This window comes from Aestuariibaculum sp. YM273 (assembly GCF_030908365.1).
Lineage (GTDB): Bacteria > Bacteroidota > Bacteroidia > Flavobacteriales > Flavobacteriaceae > Aestuariibaculum > Aestuariibaculum marinum.
The window spans coordinates 332255-352206 of record NZ_CP133090.1 but is presented as its reverse complement, the minus strand read 5'-3'; the positions used below and the strand labels follow the sequence as shown (position 1 = coordinate 352206).

At 33.8% G+C, this 19952-nt stretch carries 19 protein-coding genes; all 19 read left to right on the top strand.

Annotation, left to right across the window (positions count from 1 at the left end; genetic code table 11):
* Window positions 1-98 precede the first annotated feature (98 nt).
* A complete protein-coding gene (locus RBH94_RS01385) occupies window positions 99-1040 on the top strand; it encodes a glycosyltransferase family 2 protein (RefSeq protein ID WP_307882052.1) in 942 nt (313 codons plus the stop codon).
* Window positions 1030-2085 (top strand): glycosyltransferase family 4 protein, encoded by a 1056-nt coding sequence (locus RBH94_RS01380; RefSeq protein WP_307882051.1) that lies wholly within the window; start codon window positions 1030-1032, stop codon window positions 2083-2085. The genes RBH94_RS01385 and RBH94_RS01380 overlap by 11 nt, the downstream gene beginning before the upstream one ends.
* On the top strand, window positions 2078-2917 hold the full coding sequence (locus RBH94_RS01375; protein ID WP_307882050.1) for a glycosyltransferase family A protein: 840 nt from the start codon (window positions 2078-2080) through the stop codon (window positions 2915-2917). The genes RBH94_RS01380 and RBH94_RS01375 overlap by 8 nt, the downstream gene beginning before the upstream one ends.
* Window positions 2918-2919: 2 nt before the next feature.
* On the top strand, window positions 2920-3822 hold the full coding sequence (locus RBH94_RS01370; RefSeq protein WP_307882049.1) for a glycosyltransferase family 2 protein: 903 nt from the start codon (window positions 2920-2922) through the stop codon (window positions 3820-3822).
* Window positions 3822-4778 (top strand): glycosyltransferase family 2 protein, encoded by a 957-nt coding sequence (locus RBH94_RS01365; protein ID WP_307882048.1) that lies wholly within the window; start codon window positions 3822-3824, stop codon window positions 4776-4778. The genes RBH94_RS01370 and RBH94_RS01365 overlap by 1 nt, the downstream gene beginning before the upstream one ends.
* Window positions 4765-5616 (top strand): glycosyltransferase family A protein, encoded by an 852-nt coding sequence (locus tag RBH94_RS01360; protein WP_307882047.1) that lies wholly within the window; start codon window positions 4765-4767, stop codon window positions 5614-5616. The genes RBH94_RS01365 and RBH94_RS01360 overlap by 14 nt, the downstream gene beginning before the upstream one ends.
* The gene (locus tag RBH94_RS01355; protein WP_307882046.1) at window positions 5616-6545 is read left to right on the top strand and encodes a glycosyltransferase family 2 protein; all 930 of its coding nucleotides are present in this window, start codon (window positions 5616-5618) and stop codon (window positions 6543-6545) included. Before RBH94_RS01360 ends, RBH94_RS01355 begins: the two co-directional genes overlap by 1 nt.
* Window positions 6546-6560: 15 nt before the next feature.
* Window positions 6561-7766 (top strand): hypothetical protein, encoded by a 1206-nt coding sequence (locus RBH94_RS01350; protein WP_307882045.1) that lies wholly within the window; start codon window positions 6561-6563, stop codon window positions 7764-7766.
* A 14-nt stretch (window positions 7767-7780) separates the two neighbouring features.
* Entirely contained in the window at window positions 7781-8791 is a 1011-nt protein-coding gene (locus RBH94_RS01345) for a glycosyltransferase family A protein (protein WP_307882044.1), read from the top strand.
* Window positions 8792-8794: 3 nt separating this feature from the next.
* Window positions 8795-9682, top strand: a complete 888-nt coding sequence (locus RBH94_RS01340) for a glycosyltransferase family 2 protein (RefSeq protein WP_307882043.1) — start codon at window positions 8795-8797, stop codon at window positions 9680-9682.
* Window positions 9683-9783: 101 nt separating this feature from the next.
* Complete coding sequence (locus RBH94_RS01335) at window positions 9784-10779, top strand: N-acetylneuraminate synthase family protein (protein ID WP_307882042.1); 996 nt, start codon at window positions 9784-9786, stop codon at window positions 10777-10779.
* Window positions 10780-10792: 13 nt separating this feature from the next.
* A complete protein-coding gene (locus RBH94_RS01330) occupies window positions 10793-11422 on the top strand; it encodes a hypothetical protein (RefSeq protein WP_307882041.1) in 630 nt (209 codons plus the stop codon).
* A gap of 1 nt (window position 11423) precedes the next feature.
* Window positions 11424-12581, top strand: a complete 1158-nt coding sequence (gene neuC / locus RBH94_RS01325; protein WP_307882040.1) for a UDP-N-acetylglucosamine 2-epimerase — start codon at window positions 11424-11426, stop codon at window positions 12579-12581.
* Window positions 12581-13291 (top strand): cytidylyltransferase domain-containing protein, encoded by a 711-nt coding sequence (locus RBH94_RS01320; protein WP_307882039.1) that lies wholly within the window; start codon window positions 12581-12583, stop codon window positions 13289-13291. Before neuC ends, RBH94_RS01320 begins: the two co-directional genes overlap by 1 nt.
* A 5-nt stretch (window positions 13292-13296) precedes the next feature.
* Window positions 13297-14688, top strand: coding sequence for a UDP-glycosyltransferase (locus tag RBH94_RS01315; protein ID WP_307882038.1), 1392 nt, complete (start codon window positions 13297-13299; stop codon window positions 14686-14688).
* Complete coding sequence (locus RBH94_RS01310) at window positions 14681-15478, top strand: sulfotransferase (protein WP_307882037.1); 798 nt, start codon at window positions 14681-14683, stop codon at window positions 15476-15478. The genes RBH94_RS01315 and RBH94_RS01310 overlap by 8 nt, the downstream gene beginning before the upstream one ends.
* Window positions 15479-15481: 3 nt before the next feature.
* Window positions 15482-16621: a glycosyltransferase family 4 protein gene (locus RBH94_RS01305; RefSeq protein WP_307882036.1), complete on the top strand. Its 1140-nt coding sequence runs from the start codon at window positions 15482-15484 to the stop codon at window positions 16619-16621.
* Window positions 16622-16624: 3 nt separating this feature from the next.
* Window positions 16625-18166 carry a glycosyltransferase family 2 protein gene (locus RBH94_RS01300; RefSeq protein WP_307882035.1) on the top strand — a complete coding sequence of 514 codons (1542 nt, stop codon included), beginning with the start codon at window positions 16625-16627 and terminating at the stop codon, window positions 18164-18166.
* A 496-nt stretch (window positions 18167-18662) separates the two neighbouring features.
* Entirely contained in the window at window positions 18663-18989 is a 327-nt protein-coding gene (locus RBH94_RS01295; protein WP_307882034.1) for a GIY-YIG nuclease family protein, read from the top strand.
* Window positions 18990-19952: the final 963 nt, after the last annotated feature.

The following is a 19952-nucleotide window of genomic DNA, read 5'->3' as shown; positions in this document are numbered from 1 at the left end:
AATGGGATTCCTCGTAATGACTTAATTTTGTCATGCTGAGCCTGTCGAAGCATATTGTTCCCAATTTTCTTATATTAGCGTAACTATAAATTGCTGCCATGACCAACAAGCCATTGGTTTCCGTTATTATTCCAACTTACAATAGAGCACATCTTATTAGTGAAACCCTAGACAGTGTTTTGGCACAGACTTATGCTAATTGGGAATGTATTGTGGTGGATGATGGCTCTACAGACAACACGGAAAATATGATTAAGAATTATGTGGCTATAGACCATAAGTTTAAATTTTATAATAGGCCAGAAAATGCCATTAAAGGGGCTAGTAGTTGCAGAAACTTTGGTTTAAAAAGGGCTAGTGGAAAATATGTAGTTTTTTTGGACTCTGATGATTTGCTTTTGCCCCATTGTTTGTCAAATAGAATACTAAAAGCAAAAGAGGTGCCTAACTTGTATTTTTGGGTATTTCCTATGGCAGTTCAAAATAACGGAAAGCAGCATATAATTAGTATTCCAAAGTGTGATGATTATTTAAAGGCATTTTTGTCGTGTAATATCTATTGGCAAACCATGTGTACATTATGGGATATAGAATTTTTGAAAGCACTAAACGGGTTCAATTCCAGATACCCGCGATTAAACGATCCTGAAATTCATATTAGGGCTATGTTCCATGCTAATTCTAACTATAGGGTTTTTGGTGATGGTATCTATGATAGTGTTTACAGAGAAGCCCCTATTACAAACAAAAGTGCCTATGCTTTAAATTATTTTAAAGCCTTGCAGTTGTTTGTCCCTGATATGTGTAATCAACTTGTTACCCATAAAAAAAGAACACAAAAGAAGCTGTTAAAAGGGTATTTAAACCACTACATAAAAGATTTTGAGAGACATACACCGTGGAAAAATATGGTAGCTCTTTATGGTGTTTTTTACAGAAATAATGTAATCCCATTCAGCGAATATTTGTCAAGTACTGGCAACTATTTACTTTTAAAACTTTTTAATGTAATTTTCAAAAAAATGAAATTTGGTTATTAGAAGAATCATTATATTTTTTATTCCTTACCATCATATTGGTGGTGCTGAGCGCGTTCATTTGGAAATTATCAAAGCACTGAAGCATAAACCAATTGTGTTTTTTGATAGAACGGATGGTTCAGTGCTGTCTGATGAATTTAGGAAACATGCATATTGCTTTTTTGCTACAAATAACAAGCGGAAGGCCTATGTTGAAAAAGGGCTAAAGCTGATTTCTTATTTTGTACCATTGACCTTATTTGGTTGCAACAGTCTTTTTTTTTATCAGGTCATACAGAATATTAAAAAGAATATTAAAACCATAGATCTTACACATGCATTTTCGTATACCGATGAAGGTATTGAAATACTATCCTTGCCTTATGTGCATTTATTGGATCATCGGGTAGTGATAAATACCAAAACACTTCTGGATTATAAAGCACTGTATGAAAAGCAAGGTATGGAAAGCCATTTTTTAAAAAGGTTTTCAATTATTCCCAATGGGATTCCAATAGGTATGTTTAACCAACAGGATGTAGTTTCCAGATTCCATTGTTTTACCATAGGTTTTGTTGGTAGGAATTCTGTAGAGAAACGACCTGAACTTTTTTTTGATATTGTTAAAGATTTAAAACATCAAGTAAAAGTTATAGGTAATCGTTTTGAAAATTTTAAAAAAAGCCATCCAAATGTTTCTTTTTTAGAAAATTGTAATGCCCCCAAAACCATACAAAACGCGTTTTCTGAAATTTCAGTTTTAATAGTGAGTTCTAGCCGAGAGGGTTTTCCTTTAGTAATTATGGAAGCAATGGCCTTAGGTATTCCTGTTATTTCAACAAACGTAGGCAGTATTCATGAACATCTTATAAATGGTATTAATGGTTTTATATCTGAAGATAATTCTGAAAAAGGTTTTTTGAATTTTACACAAGATAAGATTTTGCAACTTTCTAATAATCTGGAATTATATAGTAAATTAGCACATAATGCTCGTGTTTATGCCGAAAGCCATTTTGCATTAGATACATTTAAAAAAGAATACAATACTTTGTTCTATGCCTAAAGTCTCTGTTGTTGTTCCCTGTTACAATCATGCTCAGTATTTAGATGAAGCATTACAATCGGTATTGTGTCAAACATATAATGATTGGGAGTGTATTATTGTTAATGATGGCAGTCCGGATGATACAGAACAAGTGGCAAACGTTTGGTTGGAAAAAGATAATCGTTTTAAATATGTTCGCCAAGACAATCATGGCCTGGCTAATGCCCGTAATATTGGAATAAGCCGAGCACAAGGTGAATTTATACTACCCTTGGATGCTGATGATAAAATTTCTAAAGATTATGTGGCTTTGGCACTTGAGGCATTTCGGCAAAACGATTCATTAAAAGTGGTGTACTGTAAGGCTGAAAAATTTGGAGCGGAGACAGGACTTTGGGAATTAAAACCATTCTCCCTTTTTAATTTAAGTCAGGAAAATTTAATATTTTGTACGGCACTGTATAGAAAGAAGGATTGGGAGGCTATTGGGGGGTATGATGAAAACATGCGTTATGGCTGTGAAGATTGGGAGTTTTGGATCGCACTGTTAAAGCAAGGAGGACATGTAAAACAACTAGAGCATGCGGGTTTTTATTATAGGACACAACAGAATTCCATGCTTAAAAATATGAGCAATGCTCATTACAAATACTTATTGGATTACTTGAGTATAAAACATGCCGATTTTTTTGTGGCGCACCAAGGTTCTTTTTTTGAATTGAGAGCAAAAATTGAACAAGCTAAAAAGAAGGAATTGAACAAGCTGAAAAGTGAAAAATATGTAATAGATGTATTTTGCAAACGGTTTTTAGGTTTTACACTGTTTGGGCTTTATAAAGTAAACGATTAGTTATGTTAGCCATTGTAATTCCCTATTATAAGATTACTTTTTTTGAGGAGACCCTACAGTCTCTGGCAAACCAGACCGATAAACGATTTAAGGTGTATATTGGTGATGATGCCAGTGCTGATGATCCAAAACATATTATAGCGAAATATGGGGAAGCATTAGACTTAGTTTATCACCGGTTTGAAACTAATTTGGGAGGTGTGTCGCTTGTAAAACATTGGGACCGTTGTCTTGAATTGATGAAGCAAGAAGAGTGGTTTATGGTTTTAGGGGATGATGATGTGTTGGGAGCTGAATGTGTACAGCAGTTTTATCTTAATCTAAAAGAGGTTAATGCCTTTAGTTTGTCTGTTATTCGATTTGCTACAGTAATAATTAATGATGAGAGTCAGGTTGTATCGGAGGTTTACAAGCACCCTAAATTGGAGAAGTCAACCGATTTTTTTTACAAACGTTTGACTAATAAAACACGCAGTTCGTTATCAGAGTATATTTTTTCTAAAGCTGTTTATGATGATATTGGTTTTTATCATTATAATCTGGGGTGGTTTACAGACGACAGAGCGTGGTTAGAATTTTCTCGATTTGGAAATATTTACACCATTAATGAGGCTTGTGTGCAATTTAGATTGGGCGCAACCAATATTTCAAGAGATACTTATTTAATGAACGAAAAGACCACAGTAAGACTAATGTTTTTTAAATACTTACTTACCGAGTGCCTTCAGCACTTTAGTATAAAGCAGCGTAGGTACTTATTATTATACTATGAGCAATTGGTTTATAAAAATGATAAGTTGAGTTTTAACTTTTGGTGGTTAGTGTATTTCTCATTTATAAAGCAGCTTAATTTTATTCAAAGTATTAAATTTACCCGACGTGTTATTTTACAAGCTCTTAAATAATGATTAATGCCCCGGAAATATCTATTATTATTCCAGTTTATAATCGCGCAACCTTATTGCCTGAGACTTTAGATAGTATTATTGCCCAAACCTTTACGAGCTGGGAGTGTATACTGGTAGATGATGTAAGCGAAGATACTTCGTTTGAAGTTATGGAACTATATGCAAAAAAAGATAGTAGGTTTAAAGTATACAAAAGACCAGTGCATTTAAAAAAAGGGGCTAATGCCTGTAGAAATTATGGGTTTTTAAAAAGTAACGGTCAATATATTAAATGGTTTGATAGCGATGATATCATGTTACCTGAGCATTTGGAAATTTCATATAACGCCATAATAACTAAAAGTCTGGATTTTGTGGTAACAGATACTGTTAATTTTAGTCATGAAAATGGTATGTTATTAGGTAAGCCTTATGAGTTTGATAGAAATATGGCGATTATTTCATCAATGAATTTTGCCCAAAATAAGATGGGTTGGATAACGGATGATTTTTTAGGTACTCGTCAAATAGTTGAGAATGTTAAGTTTAATGAGCTCATTATAACCGACGGTGATGAATATAATTTTTTTGTTAAATTGTTAAAACAACCATTTAAAGGAAGGTTGCTTGAAGATGTATTAACTCATAGACGGGTGCATAGCAATTCTCTTACTAAGATGAATGATGAGAGTTCTAATCTTTTTTTAGCTAAGATTGCCAATATAAAGTACCTTACAGCTCAAGATTTAGTGGTGTACCAAGATAAAGAATTAATACAGTGGTTTTTAATTGGTTATATGCGAAATTCATATGAATTAGCTATATCTAAACAGAAAGTGCTCTTTAAGAACCATGCGTTTATGTTGATTTGTAAGTATTTTACAATTTTTAAAGGATTTGTTTTTTTACTGGCGCTCTTTATGGCTTGGTATTTTAATAGAGGATATAATATTATGAAATATGCCAGAAGCTAAAAAACAAAATAAGCCATTAGTATCTGTGGTTATTCCTTGTTACAATGATCCTGAATATATTAAGCAATCGGTAACATCGGCTTTACAGCAAACCTATCCGTTTACAGAGGTTATAGTAGTAGATGATGGTTCAAACGAAAAAACCAAAAGCGTTTTAAAGGCAATTGAACCCAAAATAACAAAACTAATTACTCAAGATAATCAAGGGCAAAGTAAGGCAAGGAATGTGGGGATTAAACAAGCCCAAGGCGATTATATTTTGGTGCTGGACTCAGACGATTATTTTGAGCCTACTTTTTGTGAAAAAGCCATGTTACATTTTGAACAGGATGATTCAATTAAAATGATTACCTCTAATGTAACACGTTTATTCTCTAATGGAAAAAAGGAACTTTTTAAGCCATGTGGAGGTACCATCAAAAACTTTATAAAATTTAACTGTGCTACTGGAAGTGCCATGTTTAAAAAATCTGACTGGCAAAGTGTGGGCGGTTATGATGAAGCCATGCGGCAAGGGTTTGAAGATTGGGAATTTTACATACGTTTGGTGAAAGAGGAAGGCTATGCTTATATTATTCAAGAACCGCTTTTTAATTATAGAATTAAAGAGTATTCTACAACCACAAAGGCCAATAAAGTTAAATATGACTTATTAAAATATATTTATAATAAGCATAAAGATATTTATACCACTCATTTTGAATTGTTTGTTGATTACATGTTGCATAAAATTAAAAGTGAAGAATTTGGAAAAAAAATGAAAACAGAACGATTGGAGTACAAAATAGGACATGCTGTTTTGAAACCTATTAGATATATTAAATCATTTATAAAATAATGAATCCAAAAGTTTCTATCATCATGGCGACCTACAACAGGTCGGGTTACATTTTAGAATCTTTAGAGTCCATTAAGAACCAGACTTTTAAAGATTGGGAGTGCTGGATAGTCGATGATGGTAGTACGGATGATACCCATAAGGTATTGAGGCCTATTTTGGATAAGGACCATCGGTTTAAATATGTTCTTAGGACACCGGATTATGTGAAGGGGTTGCCGGGTGCTAGAAATTATGGATTGGATTTAGCCAAAGGTGATTATATCATTTTTTTTGACGATGACGATATTGCGCACCCACAAAATTTGGAATTGTGCGTAAAGGAATTAACCAAAGATTTGGAAATATCATTTTGTAGATATATCAGGGGAGTTTTTAAAGGTGATTTTGATTATCAATTTGATTATACTAGGGCATATGATACTTTTTATATTGATAAACATGATATCAATAAGATATTGAAGAATGAATTGCAGTTCAATTCCTGTGCTGTTATGTGGAAAAGGGAATGTTTTTATAATAATAGATTTCAGGAAAATTTGATGTTTGCGGAGGAACTGGAACTTTATACAAGAATCATTTCTTCTGGTTTAAAGGGGATTTCTATAAAGAAATGCTTGTTCTATGGTAGAAAGCACCTAGAGTCCAATACAGGGGAATTTCATAATAAAGACGCAATCCGAAGAGCTTCTTTTGCTGATGCCATCCAGTTGGTGGTTGCGAATTTAAAAGAAAAAGATTTGGTGTCTGATGACATAGTTCGCTATTTTATTCAAATATCTTTGAAATACAAGCGGTATAATTTGTTTGAACGTATTATGGATGCCTTGGAATTAACATCATTTGAAAAATTGAAATGGCAGTTGTTTTATTGGCAATTGCCTTTGCGGTTGCTTTTTTATAAAACAAAAAAAAAGCTATTAAATTAAACAGCATACAGAGTCATGAAATTTTTAATAATAGCTCAGGATTTAAGAGTAAGCGGTACCAGTGAAGGAGTGGTTTCCAGATCGTTTGTGGCCAAGTTAAGAACTGCTTACCCACAATGTATTATAGATGTGATGTATTTAAGGCATGGAATCAATGAAGATGCGCTTAATCTGCTTCCCGTTAACCATATTGAAGTTTATAACATCAATCGTAAGGTACCGCTTTACATGAGATGGATTAATAAAGTGTATTGGCGTATATGGCACAAATCATTAAATGAATGGTATATTCAGAATAAGTATAAAACAATAATTTCAAAGATTTCCTATAAAGCTTACGACCATATTTTTATGAGAAGCTGTGGCTTGCAATTTGAAGCCATATTAGCAATTAAAAATTTACCCATATTAAAAAAATCTTATATCAATTTTCACGATCCGTACCCTGTATTTTGGTGTGCTGGTTCTAACAATAAATTGAATAATTTAGAACTTTTTCGGTTAAAACAAATGAACCAGGTTGTTAGTAATTCGAAAGGATGTATAAGTCCTGGCAAAATACTGTCAAATGACTTGGAAGTTTTATATGGTTCAAGAAAACCATTTAAAGTGCTTCCACATCAATATGATAAAAGCGTTTTCGATTTTTCAGATACTTCCAAAGTTAGGAAGAAAACCAAAAAGGTAGTCATTTCATACCATGGAATCTTGCAGTTTGGTAGAAATATGGATATTTTGTTAGATGCTTACCTTAATTTAATTTCTGGTAGTCCTTTGTATAAGGAAAACACAGAATTTTTACTTCGAATTAAAGGGAAGCAAGCCAAAAGACTAAAAAATAAATATGTAGATTGTGAGAATATTATTTTGTTAGAACCATTGAATTTTTCAAATGCTGCTGTAGAACAAGAAACAGCATCTGATATTTTGATAATCTTAGAAAATGGTCCATTAAAAAGTAATATTTTAGTTGGCAAAGCGCCATTTATAGCATCATTAAATAAACCCATTTTGTGTTTGTCTCCTAAAGTGAGTGAGTTGAGAGGTATAATAAAGGAAGACCAATTTATAGCTGATTGTGATGACGAAAGTCAAATAAAGAATAAACTCGAAAATTTAATTGAGAATAGGCTGAGGTTAAATGAGCCAGTGTATCCATTTGGAGATTATTTTAGTGATGCCAATTTTAAAAAAATGCTTGATACAGTACTCGAAGCTTAAAATGTTATAAAACTATGAGAAATCTGGCAGTTTTATTGCCGACCTATAATGCGGCACCTTATTTAAGCGATAGTATTGATTCAGTTTTAAACCAAACGTTTCAAGATTTCGATTTGTATGTCTACGATGATTGTTCAACCGACAATACCAAAGAAATAATAGAGTCGTTTAAAAGTCCTAAAATTCATTATATAAAGAATAAATTCAATATTGGTCTTACAAAAACACTAAATAAAGGATTATCTCTGTTACTTCCCAAGTATGAATATATTGCAAGAATGGATGCTGATGACTGGTGTTTTCCCGAGCGTTTTGAAAAGCAACTTCATTATTTGGAAACATATCCTGAAGTTGTAATGTGTGGCACACAAGGGTATTGGTTGAAAGACATGACACAAGTCCCTCAAGATGGTTGGACATATCCTCTAGAAATGTCCTATATAAAATATAATCTGCTTTTTGGGGCTACCTTTGGGCATTCATCAGTTATTTTAAGAAGCCAAAAAATATTGGAATATAGTTTAAGATATGATGAGTCTAAGATTAATTGCCAGGATTGGGAATTATGGACTCAAATATCAAAAGTTGGTAAGATGGCAAACTTGCCTGATTTTTTGATGAAGTACCGTATACTAGAGCATAGTAACCATCGTTCGCCCGAGAAGCAAAAACTGAATATAGAATACCGATCTAATATTATAGCGTCCTATTGGAAGCATTTTGGTTTCTCATTTTCTGAAAAAGAGATTTATCATTTGTATTATAGTGAAACAAATATAGATAAAGATCTTTTTAAGATGAAAGTGGAGAAAATGATTAATGCTTTTAATGGCATTTTTGAACAAAGCATGTCGGAGCTTTCAAAAGCAAACCAAAAAAACTTTAGTTATAAATTGGCTAGAAGGGTTTTAAGTTATTGGAAGCGTTCGGGTGTAAATAGGATGAACCCATTCGTATGGTTTTTTATTTTAAACAAAATAAGGTTTATGGGGAAAATGAGATTGATAAAAAGTTTAATAAGATAATTAATGCAGGCATCCATTTTAATTGTTTCCAAAAATAGAAAAGAGGAGCTTGAAAAAACATTATTGATTCTCGAGAATCTGATAGATTTAACCTCTCAGGAGGTTTTAGTTTATTTGGACGGTTGTACTGATAACTCATTCATTTTAGAAGATGGGTTTGATTGGGTAAAATGGTTTGCGGGCAAAGATAGTATAGGGGCTTCTGCGGCTAGAAATTTACTTTTTAAAAACGCTAAAGGGAATATTTTAATTGGTCTGGACGATGATGCTCATCCTTTAAGCAATGACTTTGTGGTATTGTCTCAACAACTTTTTAAAGAGTTTCCTAAAGTTGGTGTTTTAGCGTTTCAAGAAATAAAGGGGGTTTTTAAAACAGATGAAGATGCTTTAAATAACAGTTCAAAACTGGTTGAAGAATATTTTTGTAGGGAATTTGTTGGTTGTGGTTTCGCTATCAGAAAAGTAGTTTATGAGGTCACAAATGGATTTCCTGATTGGATAGATATTTATGGTGAAGAATCCTGTTTGTCAATCGAGGTATTAGCCAAAGGTTATGAAATACTGTATACCACCAAAATTAAAATAAACCATAGGGTTGATAGGAAAGAACGTATCCAAAAAGGGCGAAATTATTTTAGGTTTGGGAAACAACTAAAAAATACGGCCTTTTATTATTTAGTCTATTACCCCAATCCAATTTTTAGGATAATAAAATTGTTCAGGCATAACTTCAAAAAATATGGTTGTAAAGACTGGAGTTATTTTAAGGTGTACATAATAGCAATGTTTAAAATATTGTTTTTTTTACCAAAATTAAAAAGGTACAGAAATCCAATAACCAAAAAAACGATAAAAAAAAGTGTAGCGTTGCCATTGCCTAAATATTATTAAATTTTAGGTTATATTGTTGTGGACAAGTGGTTGTTTAAGCTATAACTTCGTTTTACGAAAACCATTTTAAAATGCTACATTTGAATTATAAATAGGATAGGTTGATAAAAACAATAGCAGAAATAGGTCAAGCGCATAATGGTAGTTTAGAATTGTTATATGCATATATAGATGCTGTTGCAATTACGGGTGCCGATGCCATTAAGTTTCAAACGCATATAGCTGATGCCGAGAGTAGTATTTATGAGCCTTTTAGGGTGAAATTTTCTGAAGATAAGACTCGGTTTGATTATTGGAAACGAATGGAATTTTCGTTGGCTGAATGGATAGATATTGGAAAGTACTGTAAAAAACGGGGCTTACAATTTATTAGTAGTCCATTTAGTAATGCAGCAGTTGATATTTTAGAACAAGCTGGGGTTGATATTTATAAAGTAGGTAGTGGTGAGGTTACTAATCATTTGTTGTTAAAAAAAATTATAGAAACAGAAAAACCTATTATTATTTCTAGTGGGATGAGTTCTTTTGAGGAACTGGATCATACGGTGGCTTTTCTAAAGCAGCATAAGGCCGATTTTTCTATATTACAGTGCACTACAAGTTACCCCACGATGCCCGAATCTTATGGGTTAAATGTGATTAACGAACTAAAATTAAGATATGGTGTAACAGTTGGGTTTTCTGATCATTCTGCGAAGGTGGCCACTGGGATAGCTGCAGTTGCTTTGGGAGCCGAGATATTGGAATTTCATGTTGTACTGGCTAGAGACCAAAAAGGACCTGATGTATCTTCTTCGTTAACCATTGAAGAATCTATTAGTTTGATAGCCTCTGTAAAAGATATTGATACAGCACTTACAAATCCTGTAAATAAATATGATAACGCTTCTTTTTCAGATTTAAAACAAATATTTGAAAAATCATTAGCTGTAAATAAAGATTTAACAAAAGGGCATATCTTGCAGTTTGGTGACTTAGAAGCCAAAAAGCCAAAAGGTTATGGTATAAACGCTGGTGACTATAAAAAAGTGATAGGAAGAGCCATTAATAAAAATTTAAATAGGTGGGAATTCTTGAATGAACAAGATTTAGTTTAAGTAAAGAAATCGAATGAAAAGTTTAAAACAAAGTGCAGTAGAGACCTATCTGGAATTTTCAAGTTTTGAAGGTAGTCAGCATATTGCCAGTCAATTTGCCATTTATAAAACGCTACAAATTATAAGAAAAAATAACTTAAAGAATATTTTAGAGATAGGTTTAGGAATTGGTACATTGCCTAGTGCTGTTTTAAATTATTTTGGAAGTGAAATAAATTACTCGGGGACTGAAGACAATGAATTCTGTCTAAAAAGTTTAAAAGAACATTTGAAATCTAAAAAAATAGAAATTTTTAAAAATTTAGATGACGTAAATTTAGAAAAGAAATACGATTTGTTGATAATTGATGGTAAAGAGCCTAATCTTAAACGAATTGCTAATTCACTGTCCCAAAATGCCATTATAATAATTGAGGGTGATAGAATGAATCAATATCAGGAGATATTACATATGTTTTCTAAATCACTCTTTGTTCACATGACAAGTAATAAAAAAAACCACCCTAAGGGGGTTTTTGATGAAAATAATTGGCAAGGAGGGGTAAAAGTGTTTTTTATTAATCCAACTATAAAACAAAAAATATATTGGGTTAAAGAAAAGTTGAATACAAAGTTTAATTATTTAAAAAGAAAGAACTTTTAAATTGATGAAACGTAAAATTTGTATAGTAATTACTGCTCGACCTTCTTATAGTCGTGTTAAAACAGTTTTACAGGCGATTGATGCTCATGACGATTTGGAATTGTTGCTGGTGGTTGCGGCTTCAGCATTGTTACCGCGGTATGGGTCGGCCATTAATTATATGGAACGTGATGGGTTTAAGGTGGCAGCTAAGGTGTTTAATGTGTTGGAGGGTGAGAATTTAACTGCAGCAGCCAAAACCACAGGCATTGGTATTTTGGAATTATCTACAGTTTTTGAAAATTTAAAACCGGATATAGTGCTTACGGTGGCAGACCGGTTCGAAACCATGGCCACAGCTGTAGCCGCGTCTTATATGAATATTCCGCTTGCGCATATTCAAGGCGGAGAGGTTACGGGTAATATTGACGAAAAGGTGCGCCATGCCATTACAAAACTGTCAGATTACCATTTTGTGGCCTCTGAAGATGCTAAATCTAGAGTGATTAAACTGGGAGAACAACCTGATATGGTATTTAATACAGGCTGCCCGTCTATAGATTTAGCTTTAGATATAAAAAATATAAAACACTTATCGTTTAATCCCTATGAAAAATATGGTGGTGTTGGATCTGAACCCGATTTGTCGGAAGGCTATTTGGTGGTGATGCAGCATCCTGTAACGACAGAATATAAAGAGTCCAGAGCCCATATAGAATTAACTTTAAAGGCTGTAAATAGGATTAACAAGCCAACCTTGTGGTTCTGGCCTAATGTGGATGCAGGAGCCGATGGGACATCAACGGGTATAAGGGCTTTTAGAGAGCATTTTGAATTGCCGCAGGTGCATTTTTTCAAAAATATGGAGGGTCAGGATTTTCTGGAACTGCTACAATGTAGTAGCTGTTTGATAGGGAATTCGAGTGTTGGCATACGGGAATGTGCTTATTTGGGCGTACCTGTGGTAAATATTGGTACCCGTCAAAACAGGCGTTTAAGAGGAGAAAATGTTTTGGATGTCCCTTATGATGAAACTAAAATAAAGGAAGCTGTTGAACTTCAATTGTTCAACCCCAAAAACCAAAAGAGCAACGTATATGGAAATGGTGATAGCGGTAAAAAAATAGCTCATATTTTGGCTGAAATTGAATTTAGTTTTCATAAAACCATTACATATTAATGAAAATATTAGGGATTATACCGGCTAGAGGTGGTTCTAAAGGCGTACCGTATAAAAACAAAAAAAATCTCGCAGGAAAACCATTGATGCAATATACTATTGAGGCTGCACTGAAATCAAAATTATTGGATGATGTCATTTTCTCTTCAGAAGATAAAACACTTATGGAAATGGCCAAGGCCATGGGTGTGCATGTCCCCTTTGTGAGACCTTCAGAATTGGCAACCGATACAGCCGGGACTATTGAGGTGGTAAAACACAGTTTAAAAGCATTATCAAAAATAGGTAAGCATTATGATGCGGTTTGTTTGCTGCAAGTAACAAATCCTTTTAGAACTAGTGCTTTTATTGATGAAGCAATTTTAGAATTCACAAAGTCTAAAAAAGATTCTCTAGTTTCTGTATTGAAAGTGCCGCATCAATTTAATCCGCACTGGGTGTTTGAAGTCAACGAAAATGGTTGCTTAAAAATAGCTACAGGAGATGAACAAATTATAAAACGACGTCAAGAACTTCCTGTCGCTTACTATCGTGACGGCTCTATCTATTTAGTTAAAACAAGTGTTGTGTTAAATCAGGATTCATTATATGGGGAAACAACGGCATTTATAGAAGCTAACCCAGAATGGCATGTTAATATTGACACCATGGAGGATTGGAGCAAAGCAGAGGATTTAATGAAGAGAAAACAAAGTCATTCTAAATCATAAGATTAATGAAACACAATAAGGTTTTTGTTTTGTTACCAGATGGTATTGGATTGAAAAATTTTGTTTTTTCTTCTTTTCCTGTTATTGGAGAGAATATGGATTTTGAAGTGACGTATTGGAACCAGACGTCATTTGATCTTTCTGAACTAGGGTGTCGTAACTTGAAACTTTTTGGTAAGGCATCTCCCAAAACAGATCTTTACAAACGGGCAAGGAAAGAAATAGAATTAAAAAAATTTGAAGGCCAGTTTCAAGATGATATATATAGAAAATATAGTTTTAAGCCATCAATAAAAACCTTAAAGCAGTTCATAAAAAATGGTTTAGTTCATTATTATATTTTAAAATATAAAGGAAATAAACTAAGTAGATTGCGCGATAAAATAAAAACATCGGAGCGAAAAACTGAGTTTTATAAATCTTGCGTTGAAACATTAAAAAAAGAAAAACCAGATTTTGTGTTTTGCACAAATCAACGGCCTGTTAATGCCATTTCTCCAATTCTTGCAGCTCAAGATTTAGGTGTTCCAACAGCGACATTCATATTTTCATGGGATAATGTACCTAAAGCTACTATGGTTTTAGAAACAGATTATTATTTTGTTTGGAGTGTTCATATGAAAAATGAATTATTAACCTATTACCCTTATATAAATGAAGCGCAGATTCATGTAACAGGAACACCTCAGTTTGAATGTCATTTTCAAAAGGAATTAGTGCTTTCCAAGGATGAATTTATAAATTGGAATAATTTACCGAAAGGAGTCGATTATATTTGCTTTTCCGGGGATGATGTTACAACATCTCCACACGATCCACAATATCTTGAAGCTACGGCCAAAGCTGTAAGACAATTAAATGATAAAGGATATAATATTGTAATTTTATTTAGAAAATGCCCTGTAGATTTTTCAAATAGATTTGATTTGGTTTTGAAAACCTATAAGGATGTTGTTTATGAGGTTAGTCCAAAATGGGAAAAAAGAGGTGCCTATTGGAATGAAATAATGCCTTTAAAAGAGGACGTATTGCAATTATTTAATACAATAAATTATTCTAAATTGGTTATTAATGTGGGGTCATCTATGGTGTTTGATTTTATATGTCATAATAAACCATGCGCCTATATGAATTATAACCCCAAGGCGATTGAAAATTTAAAAGATATTCATACGATTTATAAATATGTTCATTTTAGGTCTATGCCTACTAGAGAATCCGTGGTTTGGTTAAATAATTCAGATTTGATATCAGAGCAGTTAGAAACCATGCTAAATGATGAAAACCAGAGCGTATTAAGTAGTGCAAAAAAATGGTTCAATATCATTGCTGGTGAAAAACCTCAAAGGGCATCAGAAAATATTTGGAAAACGATTAAAGGTATTTTAAATGCATAAGAAAATTATTTTTTCAAATTCGTATTCACCTAGAACAGGTCATAATTTTGTTTCAGAGGCATTAAAAGTATTTACAAACCATCAGGTTTTAGCTCATGGGCATAGTGAAACTAAACTTTCTACATTTTTAGAAGCTTATTATAAAATATATAATGAGAAAATTTATCATGAAAAAGACAAAGTGTTTTTTGATAAAATAATCATTAATAATATTCGTAAGCATATTACTAATGAATCTTCTAAAGAATATATAATGATAAAAGATACATCGTTCAAGGGAGTATACTATTTGAGTCAGGTATTTCCTGATGATATACACATCATTTTACTTCGTCATCCTAGAGACGTGTTTAGTTCTTTGTTTAAGAGTATGAACTTAAAGAAGAAAGGCTTTAAGTATTTAATAAAACGTTTAACTACCCCTATAGGTTTATATCCCTATTTTTATTGTAAAAAAGTAACCCGCCAAGTCATAAATGATATGCCCAAAATAACAGACAAACACTACGTGCTACGTTATGAAGATTTAGTTTTGAAAAACGATAAAGTGTTAAACGAGCTAAAAATTAAGTTTTGTACAGGTAAAACTTTAAAACAAATAAAAAGTGAAATTGATAATATAGAGGTTATCAATACATCATTTATAGAAGAAACAGGGGCTAAGCATATATGGAATGCCTTACCTAAAACAAAGGACTTTAACCCGGTTAATAGAAAGAAACATTCATATTTAATGCGAAAGGGAATTGAATTAGGTAGTAAAAAATTGGCTGAACATTTAAAGTATTAGAGAATGAGAATAGCCTTTGTAACGCCCGAATATCCGCATCCAGATTTTGAGAAATCGGGAGGTATTGGAACCAGTATTTATGGATTAACCAAGGCGTTAAAGGAGCTGGGGCATACGGTGAGCGTTCTGGTGTATGCTCAAAAGAAAGATGCTTATTTTGAAGGACAGGGGATTCATTTTTATACCGTAAAGAATGTAAAGATTAAGGGCTTGTCTTTAATCCTTACCCAAAAAAAGGTAGAGCGTTTAATCAATACCTTATATAATCAAGGGAAACTCGAACTTGTGGAGGCGCCGGACTGGACAGGGTTTACAGCTTTTGTGAAGCCGAAATGCCCGGTAGTCATTCGTGAAAATGGTAGTGACACCTATTTTTGCCATTTGGAGCAAAGATCGGTAAAATTTAAAAACAAGTATTTGGAACGTCGGGCTTTAAAACAAGCCAATGGTATAATAAGTGTGAGTAAGTTTACTGGCGAGCTAACGAATACAGTATTAGGGTTAAAACGTGATTTTGAGGTGATTCCAAACGCTGTGGATGCCACTCAGTTTATGCCGGTTCTTAAAAAAGCATCTGAGCCTGTGATTTTATATTTTGGAACCCTGATAAGAAAAAAAGGTCTTTTGGAATTGCCTGATATTTTTAATAAGGTAGTTGAGGCTAATCCAAAGGCTAAACTGGTGCTTGCAGGACATGATAGTGCCGATATACAAACGGGCACGGATTCTACCTGGGCGTTGATGCAACCTTTGTTTACTTTAAAAGCCCTTGCTCAGGTAAGTTATCTGGGAGTGGTGAAGTATGAAAAGATTCAGGAATTGATAGCAGAAGCTGCCGTTTGTGTGTTTCCGTCATTTGCAGAAGCTTTTCCTTTATCCTGGTTGGAAGCTATGGCCATGGAAAAGGCCATTGTGGCATCGAATGTGGGCTGGGCAAAAGAAATGATCAATGATGCCAAAGAAGGGTTTTTGGTTCATCCAAAAGCACACGATAGTTATGCGTATCGTATTTTAGAGTTGCTGAATAATCAACAAAAAAGGGATGACTTTGGAAAGGCGGCCCGAAAGCGTGTCATAAAGGATTTTAGTCATATTGAGATTGCCCGGAAAAGTGTGGAATTTTACAAACAATTTATTAAGTAGTCAATGATTATAATCTATCACGAACATAACAAACCTATAGGGATTCAGGATGTTGAAGACCGGGATATTAGGTTTGATGAGAATGCTTATATGTCCGTTGTGTTATTTGAAATCGCTACAAAGTATCCTGAAGAAATTTTGGTATGGTGTCATAGGTCATATAAATCGAATCTAAATATTTCTGCTCTAAGTAATATGAATGCTAACCAGACGGTGCTGCAATCTTATTCGGGTGGCGAATGGAATTATCTGGGGGAAGCCATAGGGTATGTGGACGAGTCGGTTTTTATAAAAGTGAATAAAGGTGTAAAGTATCCAACCTGGCAGATGAGCAGTCTGGTGGGAGCGGTGCAGGCTTCACTATTGTTGAGTGTGAAAAATCAGATTCATCATAATAAAAATTTTGATTATGTTTTGAATTCTCTGGCAAAAAGAGGCATGTCTCAGGGGGTCTTTTGTTATTCTAATCCAGAACTCATCAAAGGAAACTTGGAAGTTTCTCATGTTAAAGCTAACGCATATGAGCTTTTTCGTTTTGTAAAGCAACATTATAAGGCAATCTGGGTGTTTTTGTTATTCATGAATTTATTGGTTTATGAAAAACGTATGCCATTTTTGCCATGCATATATGCCTTATTTTTCAGGAGAAGAAAAGATTTAAAATTAGAGAACAGGTCTTTACAACTGGATAATCAGGAACCAAATGTTAAGAATGAAAGTGTAGACGTTATTATCCCAACTATTGGGAGGAAAAACTATCTGTACGAGGTGTTATACGATTTACGGGAACAAACCTGGTTGCCTCAGAAAGTAATTATTGTCGAGCAAAACCCTGAAGAGGGAAGTGATTCGGCATTAGATTATCTGGAAACAGAGGACTGGCCTTTTACTATTCAACATAGGTTTACACACCAGACAGGAGCCTGTTATGCTAGAAATTGGGCTTTAGAACAGGTGGATAGTGAATGGGTATTTATGGCTGATGATGATATAAGATTGAAAACGGAATTTATAGAAGAGGCTTTTCAGATTATAAAGGAGCATACTTTAAATGTGTTTACATTTGCTTGCCATTCTCTAGAAGATATTAATGATTTGAAAAATCAAAAGCAATGGGAGGCCTTTGGTTCTGGTTGCAGTATTATTAAACCTAGTGTTATTAAAGATTGTTGTTTTGAGATGTGTTATGAACATGGTTTTGGAGAGGACGCCGATTTCGGGATGCAGTTGCGTAATATAGGTGAAGACATCTTGTATGTTCCAGAACCACATATTACGCATTTAAAAGCGCCTCGCGGAGGTTTTAGAACGGTTTTTAAGCAACAGTGGCACGATGATGCTGTTCAGCCAAAACCATCACCGACGGTTATGTTATTTAAATTAAAACACCAGACGAGAACCCAGTTGTTAGGGTATAAGACCACGTTATTTTTTAAGTACTATAAACAACAGTCGATTAAAAATCCATTGAAGTATTTTAAAAATTTTAAAAAACAATGGGATAGAAGTGTGTACTGGGCTGAGGAATTGAGGTCTTTAAATTAGAACAGGACTTGGACAAACTCAATCTTACAGTATGAAGAATAGATTTTTGTCAGTCTGAGCTTGTCGAAGACTCACTATCCTGAGCTCAGTCTGTCCGTATGAAGTATAGAGTGTTGTCACACTGAGCTTGTCGAAGTGTTTGGTTAGAAAATAAAAGTGATTAATGAATTTTAATTAATGACAAAGTTTGAGACTGGACTTCGATTTTTTGGCTATAGTTTTGTGAAAGACTTCGACTCTTCGATAAACTCAGAGTTTCCGTATGAAGTGTAGAGTGTTGTCACACTGAGCTTGTCGAAGTGTTTAAGGGTTTGGTCTAATAATTAAAAGATCGGAGTATCCGTACGGGACTTATACTTTTCGACTAAGATAGATATAGGAGAGGTTCATACAGAGAGTGTGAATTTTAAAGTGTTGTCACCCTGAGCCTGTCGAAGGGGTAAAGTGTTGATTATAAACTAAGAAGCGAAGTGTATAATAGTAAAACGAGTAGAGTATGAAAACCTATTTTGTATACATCCTAAAATGTAGTGACAATGCCTTCTATACGGGAATAACAAATAATATGGAAAGACGGTTACATGAACATCAAGAAGGAAAAGATATAGAAGCTTATACCTATACGCGTCGTCCTGTTATACTGGTTTGGTTTGAAATGTTTACAACACCAGATGAGGCTATAAAAACAGAAAAACAAATCAAGGGGTGGAGTAGAAGAAAGAAACAGGCTTTAATTGATAAGGATTGGGAGAAACTTGTTAAATATTCTAAGAATTATACACAGTTTGGAAAGAAAGGTAGGTCTTCGACAGGCTCAGACTGACGATGGTTTGTTACTTTGGTTATTAAGATGTGTTAGTGTGTTTTTTCGATAAGCTCCGACTGATAGTATTTTGTATGAAGTATAGAGTTTGTCACACTGAGCTTGTCGAAGTGTTAGGTTAGAAAATAAGAGTGATTAGTGAATTTTAATAAATGAGAGAGTTTAAGGCTAGACTTCGATTCGTTGGCTATGGTTTTGTAAATGACTTCGCCCCTTCAATAGACTCAGGACAGGTTAAGCTCAGTCTGACGATGGTTTGTTACTTTGGTTATTAAGATGTGTTAGTTTGTTTTTTCGATAAGCTCCGACTGATAGTGTTTTTTTGAAGTATAGAGTTTGTCACACTGAGCTTGTCGAAGTGTTAGGTTAGAAAATAAAAGTGATTAGTGAATTTTAATTAATGAGAGAGTTTAAGGCTAGACTTCGATTCGTTGGCTATGGTTTTGTAAATGACTTCGCCCCTTCAATAGACTCAGGACAGGTTAAGCTCAGTCTGACGATGGTTTGTTACTTTGGTTATTAAGATGTGTTAGTTTGTTTTTTCGATAAGCTCCGACTGATAGTGTTTTTTTGAAGTATAGAGTTTGTCACACTGAGCTTGTCGAAGTGTTAGGTTAGAAAATAAAAGTGATTAGTGAATTTTAATTAATGAGAGAGTTTAAGGCTAGACTTCGATTCGTTGGCTATGGTTTTGTAAATGACTTCGCCCCTTCAATAGACTCAGGACAGGTTAAGCTCAGTCTGACGATGGTTTGTTACTTTGGTTATTAAGATGTGTTAGTTTGTTTTTTCGATAAGCTCCGACTGAAAGTGTTTTGGTTTTGAGTAATAGGTTGAGCCTTAGTTTTTTTTGTGAAATCAGGATAAGACTTTAGTTAAGTTTAGCCAGGCAAGAAAAACACTTTGCTGTCATTCCGTACTTGATGCGGAATCCACTTGTAGCTACTTATGTTTCGCAACCAT

What these genes read in the sequence shown, in the direction of transcription:
- RBH94_RS01310 (WP_307882037.1), top strand. Translation starts at nt 14,681, where the DNA reads ATGCATAAGAAAATTATTTTTTCAAATTCGTATTCACCTAGAACAGGT.
- RBH94_RS01315 (WP_307882038.1), top strand. Translation starts at nt 13,297, where the DNA reads ATGAAACACAATAAGGTTTTTGTTTTGTTACCAGATGGTATTGGATTG.
- RBH94_RS01330 (WP_307882041.1), top strand. Translation starts at nt 10,793, where the DNA reads ATGAAAAGTTTAAAACAAAGTGCAGTAGAGACCTATCTGGAATTTTCA.
- RBH94_RS01355 (WP_307882046.1), top strand. Translation starts at nt 5,616, where the DNA reads ATGAATCCAAAAGTTTCTATCATCATGGCGACCTACAACAGGTCGGGT.
- RBH94_RS01375 (WP_307882050.1), top strand. Translation starts at nt 2,078, where the DNA reads ATGCCTAAAGTCTCTGTTGTTGTTCCCTGTTACAATCATGCTCAGTAT.
- RBH94_RS01365 (WP_307882048.1), top strand. Translation starts at nt 3,822, where the DNA reads ATGATTAATGCCCCGGAAATATCTATTATTATTCCAGTTTATAATCGC.
- RBH94_RS01345 (WP_307882044.1), top strand. Translation starts at nt 7,781, where the DNA reads ATGAGAAATCTGGCAGTTTTATTGCCGACCTATAATGCGGCACCTTAT.
- RBH94_RS01350 (WP_307882045.1), top strand. Translation starts at nt 6,561, where the DNA reads ATGAAATTTTTAATAATAGCTCAGGATTTAAGAGTAAGCGGTACCAGT.
- RBH94_RS01300 (WP_307882035.1), top strand. Translation starts at nt 16,625, where the DNA reads ATGATTATAATCTATCACGAACATAACAAACCTATAGGGATTCAGGAT.
- RBH94_RS01385 (WP_307882052.1), top strand. Translation starts at nt 99, where the DNA reads ATGACCAACAAGCCATTGGTTTCCGTTATTATTCCAACTTACAATAGA.
- RBH94_RS01370 (WP_307882049.1), top strand. Translation starts at nt 2,920, where the DNA reads ATGTTAGCCATTGTAATTCCCTATTATAAGATTACTTTTTTTGAGGAG.
- RBH94_RS01320 (WP_307882039.1), top strand. Translation starts at nt 12,581, where the DNA reads ATGAAAATATTAGGGATTATACCGGCTAGAGGTGGTTCTAAAGGCGTA.
- RBH94_RS01295 (WP_307882034.1), top strand. Translation starts at nt 18,663, where the DNA reads ATGAAAACCTATTTTGTATACATCCTAAAATGTAGTGACAATGCCTTC.
- RBH94_RS01305 (WP_307882036.1), top strand. Translation starts at nt 15,482, where the DNA reads ATGAGAATAGCCTTTGTAACGCCCGAATATCCGCATCCAGATTTTGAG.
- RBH94_RS01340 (WP_307882043.1), top strand. Translation starts at nt 8,795, where the DNA reads ATGCAGGCATCCATTTTAATTGTTTCCAAAAATAGAAAAGAGGAGCTT.
- RBH94_RS01360 (WP_307882047.1), top strand. Translation starts at nt 4,765, where the DNA reads ATGCCAGAAGCTAAAAAACAAAATAAGCCATTAGTATCTGTGGTTATT.